21 protein-coding genes and 1 tRNA gene are annotated in these 14,452 nt (G+C 63.8%); 14 read left to right on the top strand and 8 right to left on the bottom strand.

The window, feature by feature from the left end:
• Positions 1–121: 121 nt before the first annotated feature.
• Complete coding sequence (locus BJ6T_RS25895; protein WP_014495464.1) at positions 122–349, bottom strand: hypothetical protein; 228 nt, start codon at positions 347–349, stop codon at positions 122–124.
• 344 nt (positions 350–693) lie between these two features.
• Between BJ6T_RS25895 and BJ6T_RS47435 the strand changes: the two genes are divergently transcribed.
• The 3 genes from BJ6T_RS47435 (at position 694) to BJ6T_RS25890 (ending at position 1,782) form a co-directional block, all read left to right on the top strand.
• Positions 694–831, top strand: coding sequence for a hypothetical protein (locus BJ6T_RS47435; RefSeq protein ID WP_014495463.1), 138 nt, complete (start codon positions 694–696; stop codon positions 829–831).
• A gap of 289 nt (positions 832–1,120) precedes the next feature.
• On the top strand, positions 1,121–1,249 hold the full coding sequence (locus BJ6T_RS49215; protein WP_259228634.1) for a hypothetical protein: 129 nt from the start codon (positions 1,121–1,123) through the stop codon (positions 1,247–1,249).
• A gap of 335 nt (positions 1,250–1,584) precedes the next feature.
• Positions 1,585–1,782, top strand: a complete 198-nt coding sequence (locus BJ6T_RS25890) for a hypothetical protein (RefSeq protein WP_014495461.1) — start codon at positions 1,585–1,587, stop codon at positions 1,780–1,782.
• Here BJ6T_RS25890 and BJ6T_RS49210 read toward each other — a convergent pair.
• Both BJ6T_RS49210 and BJ6T_RS25885 read right to left on the bottom strand, forming a co-directional pair.
• Positions 1,779–1,904 (bottom strand): hypothetical protein, encoded by a 126-nt coding sequence (locus BJ6T_RS49210; protein WP_014495460.1) that lies wholly within the window; start codon positions 1,902–1,904, stop codon positions 1,779–1,781. The genes BJ6T_RS25890 and BJ6T_RS49210 overlap by 4 nt on opposite strands.
• A gap of 78 nt (positions 1,905–1,982) precedes the next feature.
• The gene (locus tag BJ6T_RS25885; protein WP_014495459.1) at positions 1,983–2,249 is read right to left on the bottom strand and encodes a hypothetical protein; all 267 of its coding nucleotides are present in this window, start codon (positions 2,247–2,249) and stop codon (positions 1,983–1,985) included.
• Positions 2,250–2,493: 244 nt separating this feature from the next.
• Here BJ6T_RS25885 and BJ6T_RS25880 point away from each other — a divergent pair, with 244 nt between their 5' ends.
• The gene (locus BJ6T_RS25880; RefSeq protein WP_014495458.1) at positions 2,494–2,781 is read left to right on the top strand and encodes a hypothetical protein; all 288 of its coding nucleotides are present in this window, start codon (positions 2,494–2,496) and stop codon (positions 2,779–2,781) included.
• Between the two features lie 68 nt (positions 2,782–2,849).
• Here BJ6T_RS25880 and BJ6T_RS47430 read toward each other — a convergent pair whose 3' ends face one another.
• Entirely contained in the window at positions 2,850–3,014 is a 165-nt protein-coding gene (locus BJ6T_RS47430; RefSeq protein WP_014495457.1) for a hypothetical protein, read from the bottom strand.
• A 285-nt stretch (positions 3,015–3,299) separates the two neighbouring features.
• Between BJ6T_RS47430 and BJ6T_RS25875 the strand changes: the two genes are divergently transcribed.
• The 4 genes from BJ6T_RS25875 (at position 3,300) to BJ6T_RS25860 (ending at position 5,692) form a co-directional block, all read left to right on the top strand.
• Positions 3,300–4,061, top strand: coding sequence for an SIR2 family NAD-dependent protein deacylase (locus BJ6T_RS25875; protein ID WP_014495456.1), 762 nt, complete (start codon positions 3,300–3,302; stop codon positions 4,059–4,061).
• 199 nt (positions 4,062–4,260) lie between these two features.
• Entirely contained in the window at positions 4,261–4,893 is a 633-nt protein-coding gene (locus tag BJ6T_RS25870; RefSeq protein ID WP_028161321.1) for a cold-shock protein, read from the top strand.
• A gap of 147 nt (positions 4,894–5,040) precedes the next feature.
• Positions 5,041–5,523 carry a DUF192 domain-containing protein gene (locus tag BJ6T_RS25865; RefSeq protein ID WP_014495454.1) on the top strand — a complete coding sequence of 161 codons (483 nt, stop codon included), beginning with the start codon at positions 5,041–5,043 and terminating at the stop codon, positions 5,521–5,523.
• A 92-nt stretch (positions 5,524–5,615) separates the two neighbouring features.
• Positions 5,616–5,692, top strand: a tRNA-Pro gene (locus BJ6T_RS25860).
• 155 nt (positions 5,693–5,847) lie between these two features.
• Here BJ6T_RS25860 and BJ6T_RS25855 read toward each other — a convergent pair.
• Together BJ6T_RS25855 and BJ6T_RS49205 are read right to left on the bottom strand one after the other, a co-directional pair.
• On the bottom strand, positions 5,848–6,009 hold the full coding sequence (locus BJ6T_RS25855; RefSeq protein ID WP_014495453.1) for a hypothetical protein: 162 nt from the start codon (positions 6,007–6,009) through the stop codon (positions 5,848–5,850).
• A 596-nt stretch (positions 6,010–6,605) separates the two neighbouring features.
• Positions 6,606–6,737 (bottom strand): hypothetical protein, encoded by a 132-nt coding sequence (locus tag BJ6T_RS49205; RefSeq protein ID WP_259226196.1) that lies wholly within the window; start codon positions 6,735–6,737, stop codon positions 6,606–6,608.
• Positions 6,738–7,068: 331 nt separating this feature from the next.
• On the opposite strand from BJ6T_RS49205, the gene BJ6T_RS25845 reads away from it, so the two are divergent.
• Positions 7,069–7,260, top strand: coding sequence for a hypothetical protein (locus BJ6T_RS25845; RefSeq protein ID WP_014495451.1), 192 nt, complete (start codon positions 7,069–7,071; stop codon positions 7,258–7,260).
• Positions 7,261–7,303: 43 nt separating this feature from the next.
• Here the strand turns inward: BJ6T_RS25845 and BJ6T_RS25840 are convergent, their stop codons facing one another.
• Entirely contained in the window at positions 7,304–8,479 is a 1,176-nt protein-coding gene (locus tag BJ6T_RS25840; RefSeq protein ID WP_014495450.1) for an OpgC domain-containing protein, read from the bottom strand.
• Positions 8,480–8,736: 257 nt separating this feature from the next.
• On the opposite strand from BJ6T_RS25840, the gene BJ6T_RS25835 reads away from it, so the two are divergent.
• From BJ6T_RS25835 to BJ6T_RS25825, 3 genes are all read left to right on the top strand, one after another.
• Positions 8,737–9,042: an ETC complex I subunit gene (locus BJ6T_RS25835; protein ID WP_014495449.1), complete on the top strand. Its 306-nt coding sequence runs from the start codon at positions 8,737–8,739 to the stop codon at positions 9,040–9,042.
• A 311-nt stretch (positions 9,043–9,353) separates the two neighbouring features.
• A complete protein-coding gene (locus tag BJ6T_RS25830) occupies positions 9,354–9,845 on the top strand; it encodes an Lrp/AsnC family transcriptional regulator (RefSeq protein WP_014495448.1) in 492 nt (163 codons plus the stop codon).
• Between the two features lie 297 nt (positions 9,846–10,142).
• Positions 10,143–10,442, top strand: coding sequence for a DUF3551 domain-containing protein (locus BJ6T_RS25825; RefSeq protein WP_028169539.1), 300 nt, complete (start codon positions 10,143–10,145; stop codon positions 10,440–10,442).
• 75 nt (positions 10,443–10,517) lie between these two features.
• On the opposite strand, the gene BJ6T_RS25820 is transcribed toward BJ6T_RS25825, so the two are convergent.
• On the bottom strand, positions 10,518–11,546 hold the full coding sequence (locus BJ6T_RS25820; RefSeq protein ID WP_014495446.1) for an AraC family transcriptional regulator: 1,029 nt from the start codon (positions 11,544–11,546) through the stop codon (positions 10,518–10,520).
• Positions 11,547–11,693: 147 nt separating this feature from the next.
• Between BJ6T_RS25820 and BJ6T_RS25815 the strand changes: the two genes are divergently transcribed.
• Both BJ6T_RS25815 and BJ6T_RS25810 read left to right on the top strand, forming a co-directional pair.
• Positions 11,694–12,821 carry an isovaleryl-CoA dehydrogenase gene (locus tag BJ6T_RS25815; protein ID WP_085971460.1) on the top strand — a complete coding sequence of 376 codons (1,128 nt, stop codon included), beginning with the start codon at positions 11,694–11,696 and terminating at the stop codon, positions 12,819–12,821.
• 24 nt (positions 12,822–12,845) lie between these two features.
• Entirely contained in the window at positions 12,846–14,450 is a 1,605-nt protein-coding gene (locus BJ6T_RS25810) for a carboxyl transferase domain-containing protein (protein WP_014495444.1), read from the top strand.
• Positions 14,451–14,452 lie beyond the last annotated feature (2 nt).

Genomic DNA, 14,452 nt, shown 5'->3' with positions numbered 1-14,452 from the left:
CCAAAGAAAAACCCCGGCGTTGGGGACCGGGGCTTCTCAAAGCTGGACAGCCGCGTCGCACAGCCGCCAGCACCACTGAATTCGGCCTGACAACGCAGGGCAGGGACATTCGTTCCGGCCGCTACTCCGGCGGCACCGACACATCGATGATCGCCGGCGGATCGATCTGGCGCTCGCGCCAGACGATGAATTCGCATTTGGGGTTGAGCCACTGATATTCGGCGCCGCGCGCCTTGAGGTGCGCAAGCGCCGCATCGTGCGCCGTGGCCTCGTCGGGGGCCTCGACCATGATTTCCACGGTCTCCTCGATCTGACGAACCACTTCGACGGCGTAGAATTTCCTGGTCACGGGCCCTCGCTCCGGAATGGCTAACGGCGAGGGCGAGGACGCGTTCCCAAAAGAAAAACCCCGCGCTTGCGCACGGGGCTCTCTTGGCCGACGGCGATGGGATTTCAGCGCCTGGCCGCCGGCGCCTCTAACTTAAGGTTGAAAACCCAAAAAGCAACCGCGCTGTAGCGACGAAGTGTTCGTCGGACGGTTTTCCACGTCAGCGGGGCGCGGAAATCGCCTGCTTCCAGGGGCCCCGCAGCTCCCGTTGGGTTCGAGGCGATGTGTGTGGGGAAATCGCGCGCGAGGGGCTGGACTTTTTGTTCTCATTTTGTTCTAGTTGGTCATCACGTTGGAGGTGACGCATGACCATCGAGAAACAGCGCGAAGTGATCAGGCTCTGGAATCAGTTGAGGAAGGTCGAGGGCCCGGCCGCGGAAGAACTCCGCATCCAGATCCTCGAATGTTTTTCCGAGAAGGCCAACGCCAAGCGAGCGGCGTGAGGCGCGCCGGCAGGCAACGACGGCGACCCGATAAGCGCGATCTCGTCTGCCGTTGAAAATCTTGCCGATGAAGCCGTGACGGCGCGCGCCTTCATCGATCGTTAGGAGTCGCGTCGCGCTGATTTTCTCGACTCCGATTCGTTCCTTGCGAACGAAATGGAGTCGGATGCAGAACAAGGCGTGGCTTCTGTGTCGATGCGGGACAGGGCTTGTCGCCGCAAGTAAGCGTGATGCTTCGCACGGTCCCGTCCTCGTGTCCTCGCTATCGAAAGAGGCGAGGGAGAACGACATGGATGCGTGCTGGTTTCTTGCCGAGATCGTCAAAGTGTTCTGGTCCGACAGGCACAAGCGGCTGCGCCAAGTCAGGCCCTCGGTGCCGCAGGCGCCGCCGCCACTGAAGTGCGACGACACGGAGTGATCGGGCTTTCCTTGTGATCGCGCGTTCGCTCCCGGCGCGATCAATACCACTTGTTAAGAGACGCTCCGCGTCGAATTCTTCGATTCCGATTCGTTCTTCGAGAACGAAACGCAGGCGAAGCTGGAACAAAGCCGTACCCGTTCAGGAGTTTTGGTGACGTGGTCCGAAGCGACGCGCCGGGATCTCAAGGCTTGCGCAAACTCCTAACGAAGATTTGCGGGAAAGCCGATAACCCTATTCGGTTAGGTTAAAACCCCAATCGCGTTGCGCTTGCCGCTGCTTGGGATAGGTGTCTGGCAAGGACAAGAAACGACGTTGCCCAGAAGCAAGTTTTCATGACACCTTTTTCAGAACCATCCTTTTTTCAGGGCGACCGCCACACCTACCGGCGCGTCGCCGTCGTCGGCTCGCTGTTCTGCCTCGCCTTCGTGGTGATCAGCTTCTCGCTGCGGCCGCAGCTCGAGGACACGCGCGTCGCGGTCAAGGCCGACCGGCTGGTGCGCACGGCAGGCCAGGCGTCCCACACCAATTAGCGCTCGTCGCCGTAGATCCGGTCGTCGGCGGCATGGTCCGGGCACGCGGTGCCGCGGCGCGCAAGCGCGACGAAGCCGGCATAGCCGGACAGGTTGAGCAGAACTTCAAGCCACGCGGGCATGTCAGATCTCCTCTTGCGTGAAGAGGACTCAACGTGCGCGGGAAACATTTGTTCCGTGCTCGCCAGAAACAAACCCGCTTACAGCGGAGAGGAGGGGTCCAGCCGCCGGCCGAGGGTCGCGACGGACGCGCTCGAGGGCTGCTCCTTGAGGAACTCGGCGATGGCCCGTGCCAGCTCGCCGTCGCTCATCGGCGTCGGCGGCGGGCGCAGCGCGCCGACACCGAAGTTGCGCACGATCTCGTCGTAATGCTGGTCGCGGGATCTGGGAACGAGCCTGCGGATACGCCCCAGCAAAGCGGATAGCGGCAATGGGTCCTCCTCGGCATCCGTCCCGTTGGCAGCCATTGATGTCTGCTGCCATTTGCTTTCCGTGAAACCAAAACCCCGCCAGCATCGCGGAGACGCTGACGGGGCATCGTGCTGTCGCCTCAACCGGATAGCGGAGGCTTCCGCACTCGCAGATGCAATCCGCCCAACCGGCTTTCGTTCCGCTCGTGCCGATATTTTTCTGCCGCCCCGGTTCCACCCCTCGCGCGCAACCATCGCGGGCTCCCGACGTTGTCCCTGCGAGACGCGAAGGAGGAGAGTCATGAAGAAGACACTGGCAGTTCTGGCCACCGTTGCGGCCGTCGGCGTGACCGCGGTTGCGGCGCCTGCGCCTGCAGAGGCGCGCGGTCGCGGCATTGGCCCGGGCCTCGCATTCGGCCTCGCCGCCGGCGCGATCACCGCGGGCGCGATCGCTGCGTCGCATCCGTACGGCTATTATGGTCCGGGCTACGGCTATTATGGCGGGCCCGCCTATTACAGCCCCGGCCCGTATGCCTATTACGGCGATGGGCCCTACTACCACCGCCGCCACTACTACCGCGGCTGGTAACGGCTGACCAAGTGAAAAGCCCGGAGCGATGCTCCGGGCTTTTTTCATGCGTGGCGATCGGAGGTGCCTTATGGCCAGAGCGAGGGCCGCTCCACCTTGCGCGCATTGTCGAGCGTCGAGACGAAATACTCTTCGCGCTCGCGCTGGAATTTTTCTTGCGTGGCACGGAAGGCGGCGACACGGGCGGCGATCTCTTCGCGTTCGCGGATTTTGCGTTGCTCGTCTTCGGTCATGTCAAATCCCCTCTACACGTCAGTATGTGTGCACTTCAGTATGTGTGCACGGCCGAACTCACGCACTGCCGCCGCAATCACGTTGAGTCGCGTTAACACATGCATTGGCGCTTCTGATTGGGGCGTCAATGGGGAGGAGGCATTGCAGGATTGTGATAAGCGAAGGTCGGAAAAAATTGCCGACCGCGGCTTGCGCGATTCTCGCGCGGCAGTGGATAACAGCGTCAACGATCTTGCCGCTTGCGCATGGTGCAGCCGGCGCAAGGCCAGCCCGGGAGGCCGCAAGTGATTGCATCGGATCTTCGCAGCGGCGTCGAACGACTCGGCGACATGATCGCCGAGTCGAGGACCATCGTGCCCTTCACCGGCGCGGGCATCTCCACCGAATGCGGCATCCCGGACTTCCGCTCGCCGGGCGGAATCTGGACGCGCAACCGTCCGATCCCGTTCGACGAATTCGTCGCCAGCCAGGAAGCTCGCGACGAATCCTGGCGCCGCCGCTTTGCGATGGAATCGGTCTTTGCCGCGGCCAGGCCCGGCCGCGGTCATCGCGCGCTCGCCTCGCTCTACCGCGCCGGCAAGGTTCCCGCCGTCATCACCCAGAACATCGACAATCTGCACCAGGCTTCGGGCTTCGCCGCCGAGCACGTCATCGAGCTTCACGGCAATACCACCTATGCGCGCTGCATCGGATGCGGGCAGGCCTATCAGCTCGACTGGGTGAAGCGCCGCTTCGACGAAGATGGCGGCGCACCCAACTGCACTACGTGCGACGAGCCGGTGAAGACCGCGACGATCTCGTTCGGCCAGATGATGCCCGACGACGAAATGCAGCGCGCGACCGCGCTGTCGCAAGCCTGCGACCTCTTCATCGCGATCGGCTCCTCGCTCGTGGTGTGGCCGGCGGCGGGCTTTCCGATGATGGCGAAGAACGCCGGTGCACGTCTGGTGATCATCAATCGCGAGCCGACCGATCAGGACGACATCGCCGACCTCGTCATCCGCCACGACATCGGCGAGACCCTCGGGCCCTTTGTCGCAAATTGAGGCAGCAGTTTGATTCGCGGCTGTGCAAGCTGTTCATAGGTTCCGGCGAATCTCTTTTTTATCTATGCGTCTCAACCGGGAGTGTTATCTTTTGAGTCGAGAGATTCGCGTCGCGTCGAATTGAGAATATTCTCTTAAGACGCGTGATTCGACGCCGCCGCTGAGGCGGGTTGCAATGGGCAGTGTGGGGTCCGGGGTTATGGGGTCGTCGGACGGATTTGAGTCCAAGAAGATCGGAGTTCCCGCTGTGGGCGAGCACGGCGGCGGTCGCGATAACGCGCTAAGCCCGTTCAGCGGACTTGGTGAAGGCAGTGCCAACCTCGTCGAGGTTCACGGCGTCATCAAATGGTTCGACGCTTCAAAGGGCTACGGCTTCATTGTTCCCGACAATGGCTGGCCGGACGTGCTGCTGCACGTCACCGTGCTCAGACGCGACGGCTTCCAGACCGCCTATGAGGGCGCCCGCATCGTCGTCGAGTGCATCCAGCGCGCCAAGGGCTACCAGGCCTTCCGCGTGGTCTCGATGGACGAGTCGACCGCGATCCATCCGGCGCAGATGCTGCCGCCGCGCACCCACGTCACGGTCACCGCGACCAGCGGACTGGAGCGGGCCCAGGTCAAATGGTTCAACCGCCTGCGCGGCTTCGGCTTCCTGACCTGCGGCGAGGGCACGCCCGACATCTTCGTGCACATGGAGACGCTGCGCCGCTTCGGCATGACCGAGCTCAGGCCCGGCCAATATGTCCTGGTCCGCTTCGGGCCCGGCTCCAAGGGCATGATGGCGGCCGAGATCCATCCCGAGACGGGATCGCCAGGGCTTTCTTCGCATTAGAAAGCTTGCAGTCGCACTAGCGGCTGCCGATCGCCAGCTCCCGCAATCGTGACAAGCGGCGCGCCGCCCATCCGGCGCGCCTCTGGCTTTTGTCGCGGTCGCCGCGTAAGGACTGCTCCAGTCCCACGCCCCCTCGAGTATCGTCCCATGAATTTTGACCGAAAGGCCGTCTGGTCCATTGCAAGGGGCTGGCTGGCCGCCATCCTCGTTGTCGGCTGTGCCGTCCCGAGCGCGCCGGTGCGCGCCGCCAGCTTCCAGCCGCTCGAGATCGTCACCAGGAACGGCGTGCAGGTGTTCTCGGTGGAAATGGCGACGACCGAGGAGGAGAAGCAGACCGGGCTGATGTACCGCAAGGAACTGGCCGACGGCAAAGGCATGCTGTTCGACTTCAAACCCGAGCAGGAAGTGTCGATGTGGATGAAGAACACCTACGTCTCACTCGACATGATCTTCATCCGCGCCGACGGCCGCATCCTGCGCATCGCCGAAAACACCGAGCCGCTGTCGACCAAGATCATTTCGTCCCAGGGGCCCGCGCGGGCCGTGCTGGAGGTGGTGGCGGGAACGGCGCAGAAATACGGCATCCGTCCCGGCGACCGCGTTGGCCACCCGCTGTTCGGCACCAAGTAGGGCGACCCAGCGGGGTTATTGCCGCCTTGCTGGCGGCTTGAAAGCTTGATGGCGCTTTGGGAAGCGTGTATCGACGGGGCTCGCCGGACATTCGGGGTATAGCGCAGCCTGGTAGCGCGGCAGTTTTGGGTACTGCAGGTCGTTGGTTCGAATCCAGCTGCCCCGACCAGTCCCGAGGTTGAAGCTCCTTCAATTCTCTCGATATTGCGCCGCGCTCATCCCGTTCCGTTGCCGTCGGCGACGATCAGGTCGGCGCGACGATCCCCGCGAAATTGCACAAGCCGCAACTTTCGCGTGCATTGTTGTTCCGGCGGCGTTTCGATTTCAGAACAGCAGCCAATTGGCGAGGCGCCAGCCGATCCAGGCGAGGGCGCAGATCCAGCCCAGCATTGCGATTCCGGCGACGCCAAGCCCGCACAGCGCGAACAGCGAACTTTCAGTCTCCGGCGTGCCCGAGAGTTTCTCGGTCGTATCGATGTGACTCACTGCATCCCCTTGCCTTGCGGCCTGCTGTTCGTTGGTCTCTGCTCGTTCGTGAAAATTCACTGGCCGCGCTCCAGCTCACACGGTCGTGAGGCGAGATGACCGTCCGTACATCGCGCGGAATCGCAGCCACGCGGCTTCCCCGGACGGACGGGAAGAACCTGCAACTCGTGGCGCGGTGATTGGTTGCGACCGCCGAGGCGGGAACATGGCAACCAGGCGGGACAGGCCTACAACGCGCAGGGCACGCTCAGCGTCGATGCGCAGAGCACGTCGCGCATCCGGGCCGGCGCGATTGCGGGCATGGGGCAGGCGGCCCAGCGCGACCTGAACCGCGCGCAGCCTGGCCTGAAGGTTTGCTTGAAACCTTGCCTGAAGCCTTGCCTGAAGCCTTGGCGCTTGTTCTTCACCCAACGCCACTTCCGCGCGATTTTTCAAGGCGTTGCGCCGGCCGGACCGACGCAGAATTCGCAAAATTGCTTCGAACCTTTGGCTGTCGCCACAGACATATGAGCATTGGGGATTTCAGCGCCCAATGCCTAAACGGACGCCGCCAAGCGATGATATTCCGCTTGAGCGGCGTCGCGCTATTCCGGGGATCAGTTCGTCGCGTACCAGCCGAGCGGAAACGGCAGGAACGGCCACGCCAGATGATTGTCGTTGGCCGCCTTCGGCGGTTCAGCGACGGATGCTTTGACGAGCGGCGCAGGCGGCATCGAGCGCACCGCCAAGCGCAAACGTCCACATTGCATATTCATTGTGGGCCCCAGTCAGCAAGTCATTTGAAAAATGGAAAATCAGTTCGCAATTGCCACGCGCCCAAAACGGTGCGCTCATTCTCAAATTGTGCACGCATCATAGAAAGATCGGCGTTGGCTTTCAACGGGTCTTGGCAGGTACCCACGAGGGGTAAGGTTGACCGGTTAGGTTAAGCACGAGTGGTTGTTGCGGCCGCCTTCGTGGCTGATATGAGGTCGGCAAGGCTCGCGATCGGGTGCCTGCAATCGGTGCTCACACAGGTCACAGTTCGTCGCCGCGCTCATATCTTGCGAGTTTTGCGTCATGTCTCTCGATCGCAACGTCCGAACTGTCCATCCGCAGTCGAGCTGGACCGAGATCTGGCACCTCTGGACCGTGATCGTGCCGCGCCGCTCGATCAATGGGCAGCTCGTCTATGGCAAGGTCTGGCGCCGCCACGACGGCCGCGACTGGATCTACAAGAAGTTCACCGAGTTCGACAGCGAAGCGGCCTGATGCCGCATCGCTGCCGTCAGGCGCGGGACCGCTGCTGTCCGGCTCAGGCGGCCTTTGCGGGCGGGGCGGCCGCAGGCTTGGCCGGCGGCTTCAGCGGCTTGTCCTGCTTCTTCGACCAGGAAATGTAGTACGCCACTGTTGTCATGATCGCGATGCCGGCGATGCTGACGAAGATCTGCGCGAACAGCGAGCCCGAGCTCATCGACAGCTCGAAATGGCCGACGAAGGACAGGAACACGCCGACGCAGAACACGGCGAGCGACTGCTGGCCGCAGACGATCAAGGGATCGAACACCTTCCACTCCAGGCCCGGCCATTCCTTCGGCACGAAGCGGATCACCAGGATCACGATCACGACGAAATGGAGGAAGCGGTAGGGCGCGAGGTTGGTCTTGTCGTTGGGGTTGAAGGCCGAGAACAGCCATCCCGGGAACATGCCGCCGAGGGTAGGGAAGCGGCCGGCCATGGTCATGACGAGCGCGAAGGCGAGATAGCCGAGGCAAAGCCACAGGGTGATCGGCGAATTGATCAGCGCCCCGGAGCGTCGCGCCCCGCCCATCGCACACCAGGCGCCGAACACGAACAGCACCTGCCAGCAATAGGGGTTGAAGTACCACTGGCCGGCCGGATAGGCCGTCAGGTTCCAGCCGAAGTGGCGCGCGGCGAGCCACAGCACGATGGAGAGCACCATCGTCAGGTCCGGCTTGCGCAGCATGAACCACAGGATCGGCGGAAACAGGCCCATCAGCACGATGTAGAGCGGTAGCACGTCGAGATTGAGCGGCTTGAAGCGCAGGAACAGGCCCTGGCGCAGCGTCTCGGTGGCGTTGTCGACAAGGCCGGCGACGTTGAACTCGTTGATCATGTCGGAATCGCCGAACCGCAGCGCGAGATAGCTGATCGAGGCGATGTAGATCACGAACAGGATGATGTGGGCGACGTAGAGCTGCCAGACCCGCTTGGTCAGCCTCGTGGCGCCGACGATGAAGCCGCGCTCGAGCATCATTCGCGCATAGACGAAGGAGGCGGTGTAGCCGGAGATGAAGACGAACAGGTCGGCGGCGTCGGAAAAGCCATAGTTGCGGGTGGTGATCCAGTTCACCACGTTATCGGGGATATGGTCGAGGAAGATCGCCCAGTTCGCCACCCCGCGAAACAGGTCGAGCCGGAGGTCGCGGCCTTTTTCGGGGAGCGTGGCGTTGATGTTCAGGAAGGACATGCGACGGAAGCTCTCGATGGGGGCGGGCAGGCGGAGGTCGGGGAGGCAGTGCCGCCAGGCCGGATCCCGGCGCGGAAGACGGGTACGCAATTGTCACGGTGCAGCATAATGACTATACCGTCGTGAGGGGTGCCGGGGGCCGGAATCACCGATCAGTCTCCGATTGGTGTCTCTATACTATCCCTGAGGTTTCCACCAACTGCCACCCTGACGCATCGAAATCGAACGAAAAGACGAAAACGAGGCCCGGACCACCCATGACCGCACGCATTTTCAAGCCCGCCAAGAACGCGATGCAATCCGGCCGGTCCAAAACCAAGGAATGGCAGCTGGACTACGAGCCGGAGCAGCCGCGCTCGGTCGAGCCGCTGATGGGCTGGACCTCGTCCGGCGACATGAAGCAGCAGATCACGCTGCGCTTCCACAGCAAGGAAGAGGCGGTCGCCTATTGCGAGCGCAAGGGCATCGCGTACCAGGTGATCGAGCCGCAGGATTCGATCCGCCGCCCGGTCGCCTATGCCGACAATTTCTCGTTCCGGCGCGGCGAGCCCTGGACGCATTGAGGGGCGGTTCGCTGCTCCGACTTCATACGACGTGATTTACTCGTCATGCCCGGGCCTTGTCCCGCCTGCGCGGCCGAAGCCGCTTCGGCGGGGCGAAGACCCGGGCATCCACGTCTTTGGGACCGAGTGAAAGAGCGCGGATGGCCGCGACAAGCCCGGCATGACGGCGGGGGTACCCCCGCCCGCTGATATGACGTCGCGTCCGATGACCCCGATCCATGGACCAGCTGTTGCGCCGGGCTCCGGCCCCTTGGCAGCGATTCCGCCGCGTGCTTCGCTGACGTCGTGACGGGATCATGGCGAGGTGGGGGATGGCGGGGCGTGACCAGCTCGACGGCGTCGATCTGAAGATCTTATCCGAGCTGCAGCAGGACGGGCGGGTACGCAACAACGAGCTGGCGCTGCGGGTCGGCGTGTCCGCGCCCAATTGCCTGCGGCGGCTGAAATTGCTGTTCAGCCGTGGCGTGATCCGGGCGGTCCGCGCCGTCATCGACGAGCGGCTGCTCGGCTATGAGGTGGTGTCGTTCGTCTCGATCCAGCTCGGCAGCCAGGCCCAGCCGGTGCTGGAGGCGTTCGAGAGCTCGATCGCCGCGATCCCGCGTATCCAGCAGTGCTGGCGGATTTCGGGCGACACCGACTACCTGCTGAAATGCGTCGCGCCGAGCGTCGAGAGCATGCGCCAGCAGCTGCTGCATTTCGCTGCGATGCCCGATGTGAAGAACGTCCGCAGCTTTCCGGTGCTGGGGGTCGCGAAGGATGTGCCGCTGCCTGTGCAGGATGTCGTGGCGGCGCCGGCGGGATAGCCGGGGCAATCGCATATGACGCGCGAGCCTTGGGGCACCTAAGTTTCCACAGCGTCATGGCCGGGCTTGCGAGCTGCGCCCCTCGCGACCGGCTCGACGATTCATAAAAGCCGAATCCGGATCCAGCCATTTTACATGAGTAACTCACCTTACTGTGACATGTGATTTACGAAGCCCTGCAATGCGCTGAAACGTGATTGCCGGGGTGGGGCGCTGGCCTACATGCGAGATGTGAGCCTCAGCCTGCGTCGCACGCTGGGGATGCTTTTGTGGGACCCTGAAGCAGGAAAAGACAACATGACCTCGACCTCGAAGACGTTCGTCGCATCCGCTGCGACGCTGTTCGCCTCTGCGTTTCTCTTGATCACCGCTCCGGCCGCAAAGGCGGACGACTATTGCATCACCAACGGCTCCCAGGCTGCACACGGCTGCGGCTATCCGACGATGGAAGCCTGCCGGGCCGCTTCCGGCGGCATCGGCGGCATGTGCGCGCAGGCCGCCGGCGCGAAGACCAGCAACGATGCGCTCGCCTTCCAGCCGAAGCAGCCGCAGTCGCGTACCAAGGCGCGTCCGCGCAAGAATGCGTCCTCGAACTAAGTTGCGATCGCCAATTCCGGCGTAATTGGTGCGGCCTCTGCGTTCGATCGCGGAGGCCGTGCTTGCTTGCAGGCCTCAGCGATACCGGTCGCGAAATTCGCGCGGGCTGGCGCCGGTCCAGGTGCGGAAGGCGCGCGAAAAACTCTTCTCGTTGCGGAAGCCGGCGATCTCCGCGATCCGCTTGATAGGGGCGCGGCCGCGCATCAGCTCCTGCTTGGCGAGCTCGAACTTTGCCTCTTCCTTGAGATCGCGCAGCGAGGTCGCTTCCTCGCGCAGGCGCCGATGCATGGTGCGGGTGGAGAGCGCCAGCTCGCTTGCGACATCCTCGGCGCCGAGGATGCGTCCGCGTGCATTGCGCAGCACGCGGCGGACCCGCTCGACCAGCAGCCGGTCGCGCCGGTAGGGCAGCACGGTGAGCCGCAGCGCGCCCTTGAGCATGCTGTCGAGATCGGCGGGGCTGCGGGTCAGCGGCAGAGAGAGATAATGCTTGTCGAAGACGATGCGGGCGCCATCCGCATCAAAGCTCAAATGCCTGCAGAAGATCGTCGGATAGACCGAGACGTGGCCCGGCTCGGAATAGGGAAACTCGGCCGCACGCAGCGCGATCGCGGAATCGACGGCCCAGCAGGAGAAGCCGAGGACATAGCGGAGCAGGGTGACCAGGCAGAATTCACGCAACGGGCCAAGGTCGCGCTGCTCGCGAATGGAGATGGTCGCGGTCTCATCACCAAGCGAGAGCTCGAACAGCACGTCCTCGGTCAGCAGGCGATGATGCCGGCACCAGCGCTTTAGCGCGACTTCGAGATTGGGGGCCGTGATCGAGGCGCGGCACAGCATGCCATAGGTTCCCCAAGGCAGCCGGCGCGAGAACCAGCCGAGCGCCTCGTCGTCGAGCTCGCGCATGGCGTGGCCGGCCAGCGCCTCGAACTGGGCCGCCGTCACCCGGCCGTCCCGGGATCGAACGAGGTCCTCGCTGACCTGCCCCTTGCCCAATGCTTCCGCTGGATCCCGTCGGTAAACGGCATAAGCGGCAACCACGCCGCGGACGAAGGCGGCTGGGGTCATGGCGCGGCGGGGCGTCGCGGTCGCGGCTTGAAAAGGCATGAAAAATCCTCGCCAAACTTGGCGGAAAATGCAACCTTTTCGACCGCTGGGGCGCCCGGGCAGGGGTAGGTTCGGACCCGACAAGAATACGGAGGAATCGCCTTGAATATCCCGAGCATCGATTTCGATCTGGGCGAAGACATCGGCATGCTGCGCGACACGCTGCGCGCCTTCGTGGAGGCAGAGATCGCCCCGCGCGCCGCCGAGATCGAGAAGGCCAATCTGTTCCCGGCCGACCTCTGGAAGCGCTTTGGCGACCTCGGCCTGCTCGGCATGACCGCGCCGGAGCAATATGGCGGCTCCAGCATGGGCTATCTCGCCCATATCGTCGCCATGGAGGAGATTTCGCGGGGCTCCGCCGCCGTGGGGCTGTCCTACGGCGCGCATTCCAACCTCTGCGTCAACCAGATCCGCCGCAACGGCAACGACGCGCAGCGCGCGCGCTATCTGCCAAAGCTGATCTCCGGCGAATATGTCGGCGCGCTCGCGATGTCCGAGCCTGGCGCGGGCTCCGACGTCGTTTCGATGAAGCTGCGCGCCGACAAGCGCGGCGACCGTTACGTGCTCAACGGCTCCAAGATGTGGATCACCAATGGCGGCGACGCCGACGTGCTGGTCGTCTATGCCAAGACCGATCCGGAGGCGGGCCCGCGCGGCATGACCGCGTTCCTGGTCGAGAAGGGTTTCAAGGGTTTCACCCACGGCCAGCATCTCGACAAGCTCGGCATGCGCGGCTCCAACACCTATCCCTTGTTCTTCGACGAGTGCGAGGTGCCCGAAGAGAACGTGCTCGGCAAGGTCGGCGAGGGCGTCAAGGTGCTGATGTCCGGCCTCGATTACGAGCGCACGGTGCTGTCGGGCGGTCCGCTCGGCATCATGGCGGCCTGCATGGACGCCGTGGTGCCCTACATGCACGAGCGCAAGCAGTTCGGCCAGCCGATCGGCGACTTCCAGCTGATGCAGGGCAAGCTCGCCGACATGTATGCGACCTGGCAGTCGGCGCGCGCCTATGTCTACGCGGTCGGGCGCGCCTGCGACAGGGCCGACCACGCCCGTACGCTGCGCAAGGATGCGGCGGCCGCGATCCTCTATTCCGCGGAGAAGGCGACGTGGATGGCCGGCGAGGCGATCCAGGCGCTGGGCGGCGTCGGCTATACCTCCGAATTCCCGGTCGGACGTCTCTGGCGCGACGCGAAACTCTACGAGATCGGCGCCGGCACCTCGGAGGTGCGTCGCATGCTGATCGGCCGCGAGCTGATGTCCGAGACGGCCTAAAACCTTCACCACATTGGAATCAACATGCCGCTCCATTCCAGCATCGATACGTCTTCATCGGACTTTGCGCGCAATTCCGAGGCCATGCGCGGGCTTGTCGCGGACTTGCGCGAAAAACTGAGCCAGGTCGCCGGCGGCGGCGGCGAGGTCTCGCGCAACCGCCACACCTCGCGCGGCAAGATGCTGGCGCGCGAGCGCGTCGACCTGCTGGTCGATCCCGGCACCTCGTTCATGGAGCTGTCGCCGCTCGCGGCGTACGGCCTCTATGGCGGTGACGTGCATTCGGCGAGCGTCATCACCGGTGTCGGGCGCATCGCGGGCCGCGAATGCGTGATCGTCGCCAACGATGCCACCATCAAGGGCGGCACCTATTATCCGATGACGGTGAAGAAGCATCTGCGCGCGCAGGACGTGGCGCGGCAGAACAACCTTCCCTGCGTGTACATGGTCGATTCCGGTGGCGCCTTCCTGCCGCTCCAGGACGAGATCTTTCCGGACGAGCGCCATTTCGGCCGCATCTTCTACAACCAGGCCCAGATGTCGTCGCAGGGCATCCCGCAGATCGCGATCGTGATGGGATCCTGCACCGCCGGCGGCGCCTATGTCCCCGCGATGTCAGACGAAAGCATCATCGTGCGCAACCAGGGCACCATCTTCCTCGGCGGTCCGCCGCTGGTGAAGGCCGCGACCGGCGAGGTGGTGAGTGCCGAGGAGCTCGGCGGCGCCGACGTGCATTCGCGGCAATCGGGCGTGACCGACCACTACGCCCAGAACGACGCCCATGCGATCGGCATCGCCCGGCGCATCGTCGGCACGCTGAAGCCATCGGTGCGGCCGAACCTCAACATGCACAAGCCGCGCGATCCGTTGTTTGCCGCGGAAGAGATCTACGGCGTGGTGCCGGTCGACGGTAGAAAGCCGTTCGACGTCCGCGACATCATCGCACGTATCGTCGACGGGTCGGAGTTCGACGAGTTCAAAAAGCTCTACGGCACGACGCTGGTCTGCGGCTTCGCTCATGTCTGGGGCTATCCGGTCGGCATCATCGCCAACAACGGCATCCTGTTCAGCGAAAGCTCGTTGAAGGGGGCGCACTTTATCGAGCTGTGCTGCCAGCGCGGCATTCCCTTGGTGTTCCTGCAGAACATCACGGGCTTCATGGTCGGCAAGAAGTACGAGGCCGGCGGCATCGCGCGTGACGGCGCCAAGCTCGTCACGGCGGTGGCGACCGCCTCGGTGCCGAAATTCACCGTCGTGATCGGCGGCTCCTACGGCGCCGGCAATTACGGCATGTGCGGCCGCGCCTACTCGCCGCGCTTCCTGTGGATGTGGCCGAACGCGCGCATCTCGGTGATGGGCGGCGAGCAGGCCTCGATGGTGCTGAGCCAGGTCCGCCGCGACAACATCGAGGCCAAGGGCGATAGCTGGTCGAAAGAAGAGGAAGACAAGTTCCGCGAGCCGATCCGCGCGCAATATGAGAGCCAGGGGCACCCGTATTACGCGACCGCGCGCCTGTGGGACGACGGCGTGATCGACCCGGCCGACACGCGCCTCGTGCTCGGCCTCGGCCTTTCCGCGGCGTCGAATGCGCCGATCGAGCCTACGAAATTCGGCCTGTTCAGGATGTGATG

It is taken from the genome of Bradyrhizobium japonicum USDA 6 (genome assembly GCF_000284375.1).
Lineage (GTDB): Bacteria > Pseudomonadota > Alphaproteobacteria > Rhizobiales > Xanthobacteraceae > Bradyrhizobium > Bradyrhizobium japonicum.
Note: the sequence above shows the minus strand (reverse complement) of the source record. Positions and strands in the feature narration are given on the sequence as shown.

What these genes read in the sequence shown, in the direction of transcription:
- BJ6T_RS49215 (WP_259228634.1), top strand. Translation starts at nt 1,121, where the DNA reads ATGGATGCGTGCTGGTTTCTTGCCGAGATCGTCAAAGTGTTCTGGTCC.
- BJ6T_RS47435 (WP_014495463.1), top strand. Translation starts at nt 694, where the DNA reads ATGACCATCGAGAAACAGCGCGAAGTGATCAGGCTCTGGAATCAGTTG.
- BJ6T_RS25880 (WP_014495458.1), top strand. Translation starts at nt 2,494, where the DNA reads ATGAAGAAGACACTGGCAGTTCTGGCCACCGTTGCGGCCGTCGGCGTG.
- BJ6T_RS25820 (WP_014495446.1), bottom strand. Translation starts at nt 11,546, where the DNA reads ATGCCTTTTCAAGCCGCGACCGCGACGCCCCGCCGCGCCATGACCCCA.
- BJ6T_RS25830 (WP_014495448.1), top strand. Translation starts at nt 9,354, where the DNA reads ATGGCGGGGCGTGACCAGCTCGACGGCGTCGATCTGAAGATCTTATCC.
- BJ6T_RS25840 (WP_014495450.1), bottom strand. Translation starts at nt 8,479, where the DNA reads ATGTCCTTCCTGAACATCAACGCCACGCTCCCCGAAAAAGGCCGCGAC.
- BJ6T_RS25815 (WP_085971460.1), top strand. Translation starts at nt 11,694, where the DNA reads ATGCTGCGCGACACGCTGCGCGCCTTCGTGGAGGCAGAGATCGCCCCG.
- BJ6T_RS25870 (WP_028161321.1), top strand. Translation starts at nt 4,261, where the DNA reads ATGGGGTCGTCGGACGGATTTGAGTCCAAGAAGATCGGAGTTCCCGCT.
- BJ6T_RS25845 (WP_014495451.1), top strand. Translation starts at nt 7,069, where the DNA reads ATGTCTCTCGATCGCAACGTCCGAACTGTCCATCCGCAGTCGAGCTGG.
- BJ6T_RS25890 (WP_014495461.1), top strand. Translation starts at nt 1,585, where the DNA reads ATGACACCTTTTTCAGAACCATCCTTTTTTCAGGGCGACCGCCACACC.
- BJ6T_RS25810 (WP_014495444.1), top strand. Translation starts at nt 12,846, where the DNA reads ATGCCGCTCCATTCCAGCATCGATACGTCTTCATCGGACTTTGCGCGC.
- BJ6T_RS25825 (WP_028169539.1), top strand. Translation starts at nt 10,143, where the DNA reads ATGACCTCGACCTCGAAGACGTTCGTCGCATCCGCTGCGACGCTGTTC.
- BJ6T_RS47430 (WP_014495457.1), bottom strand. Translation starts at nt 3,014, where the DNA reads ATGACCGAAGACGAGCAACGCAAAATCCGCGAACGCGAAGAGATCGCC.
- BJ6T_RS25835 (WP_014495449.1), top strand. Translation starts at nt 8,737, where the DNA reads ATGACCGCACGCATTTTCAAGCCCGCCAAGAACGCGATGCAATCCGGC.
- BJ6T_RS25865 (WP_014495454.1), top strand. Translation starts at nt 5,041, where the DNA reads ATGAATTTTGACCGAAAGGCCGTCTGGTCCATTGCAAGGGGCTGGCTG.
- BJ6T_RS25885 (WP_014495459.1), bottom strand. Translation starts at nt 2,249, where the DNA reads ATGGCTGCCAACGGGACGGATGCCGAGGAGGACCCATTGCCGCTATCC.
- BJ6T_RS49210 (WP_014495460.1), bottom strand. Translation starts at nt 1,904, where the DNA reads ATGCCCGCGTGGCTTGAAGTTCTGCTCAACCTGTCCGGCTATGCCGGC.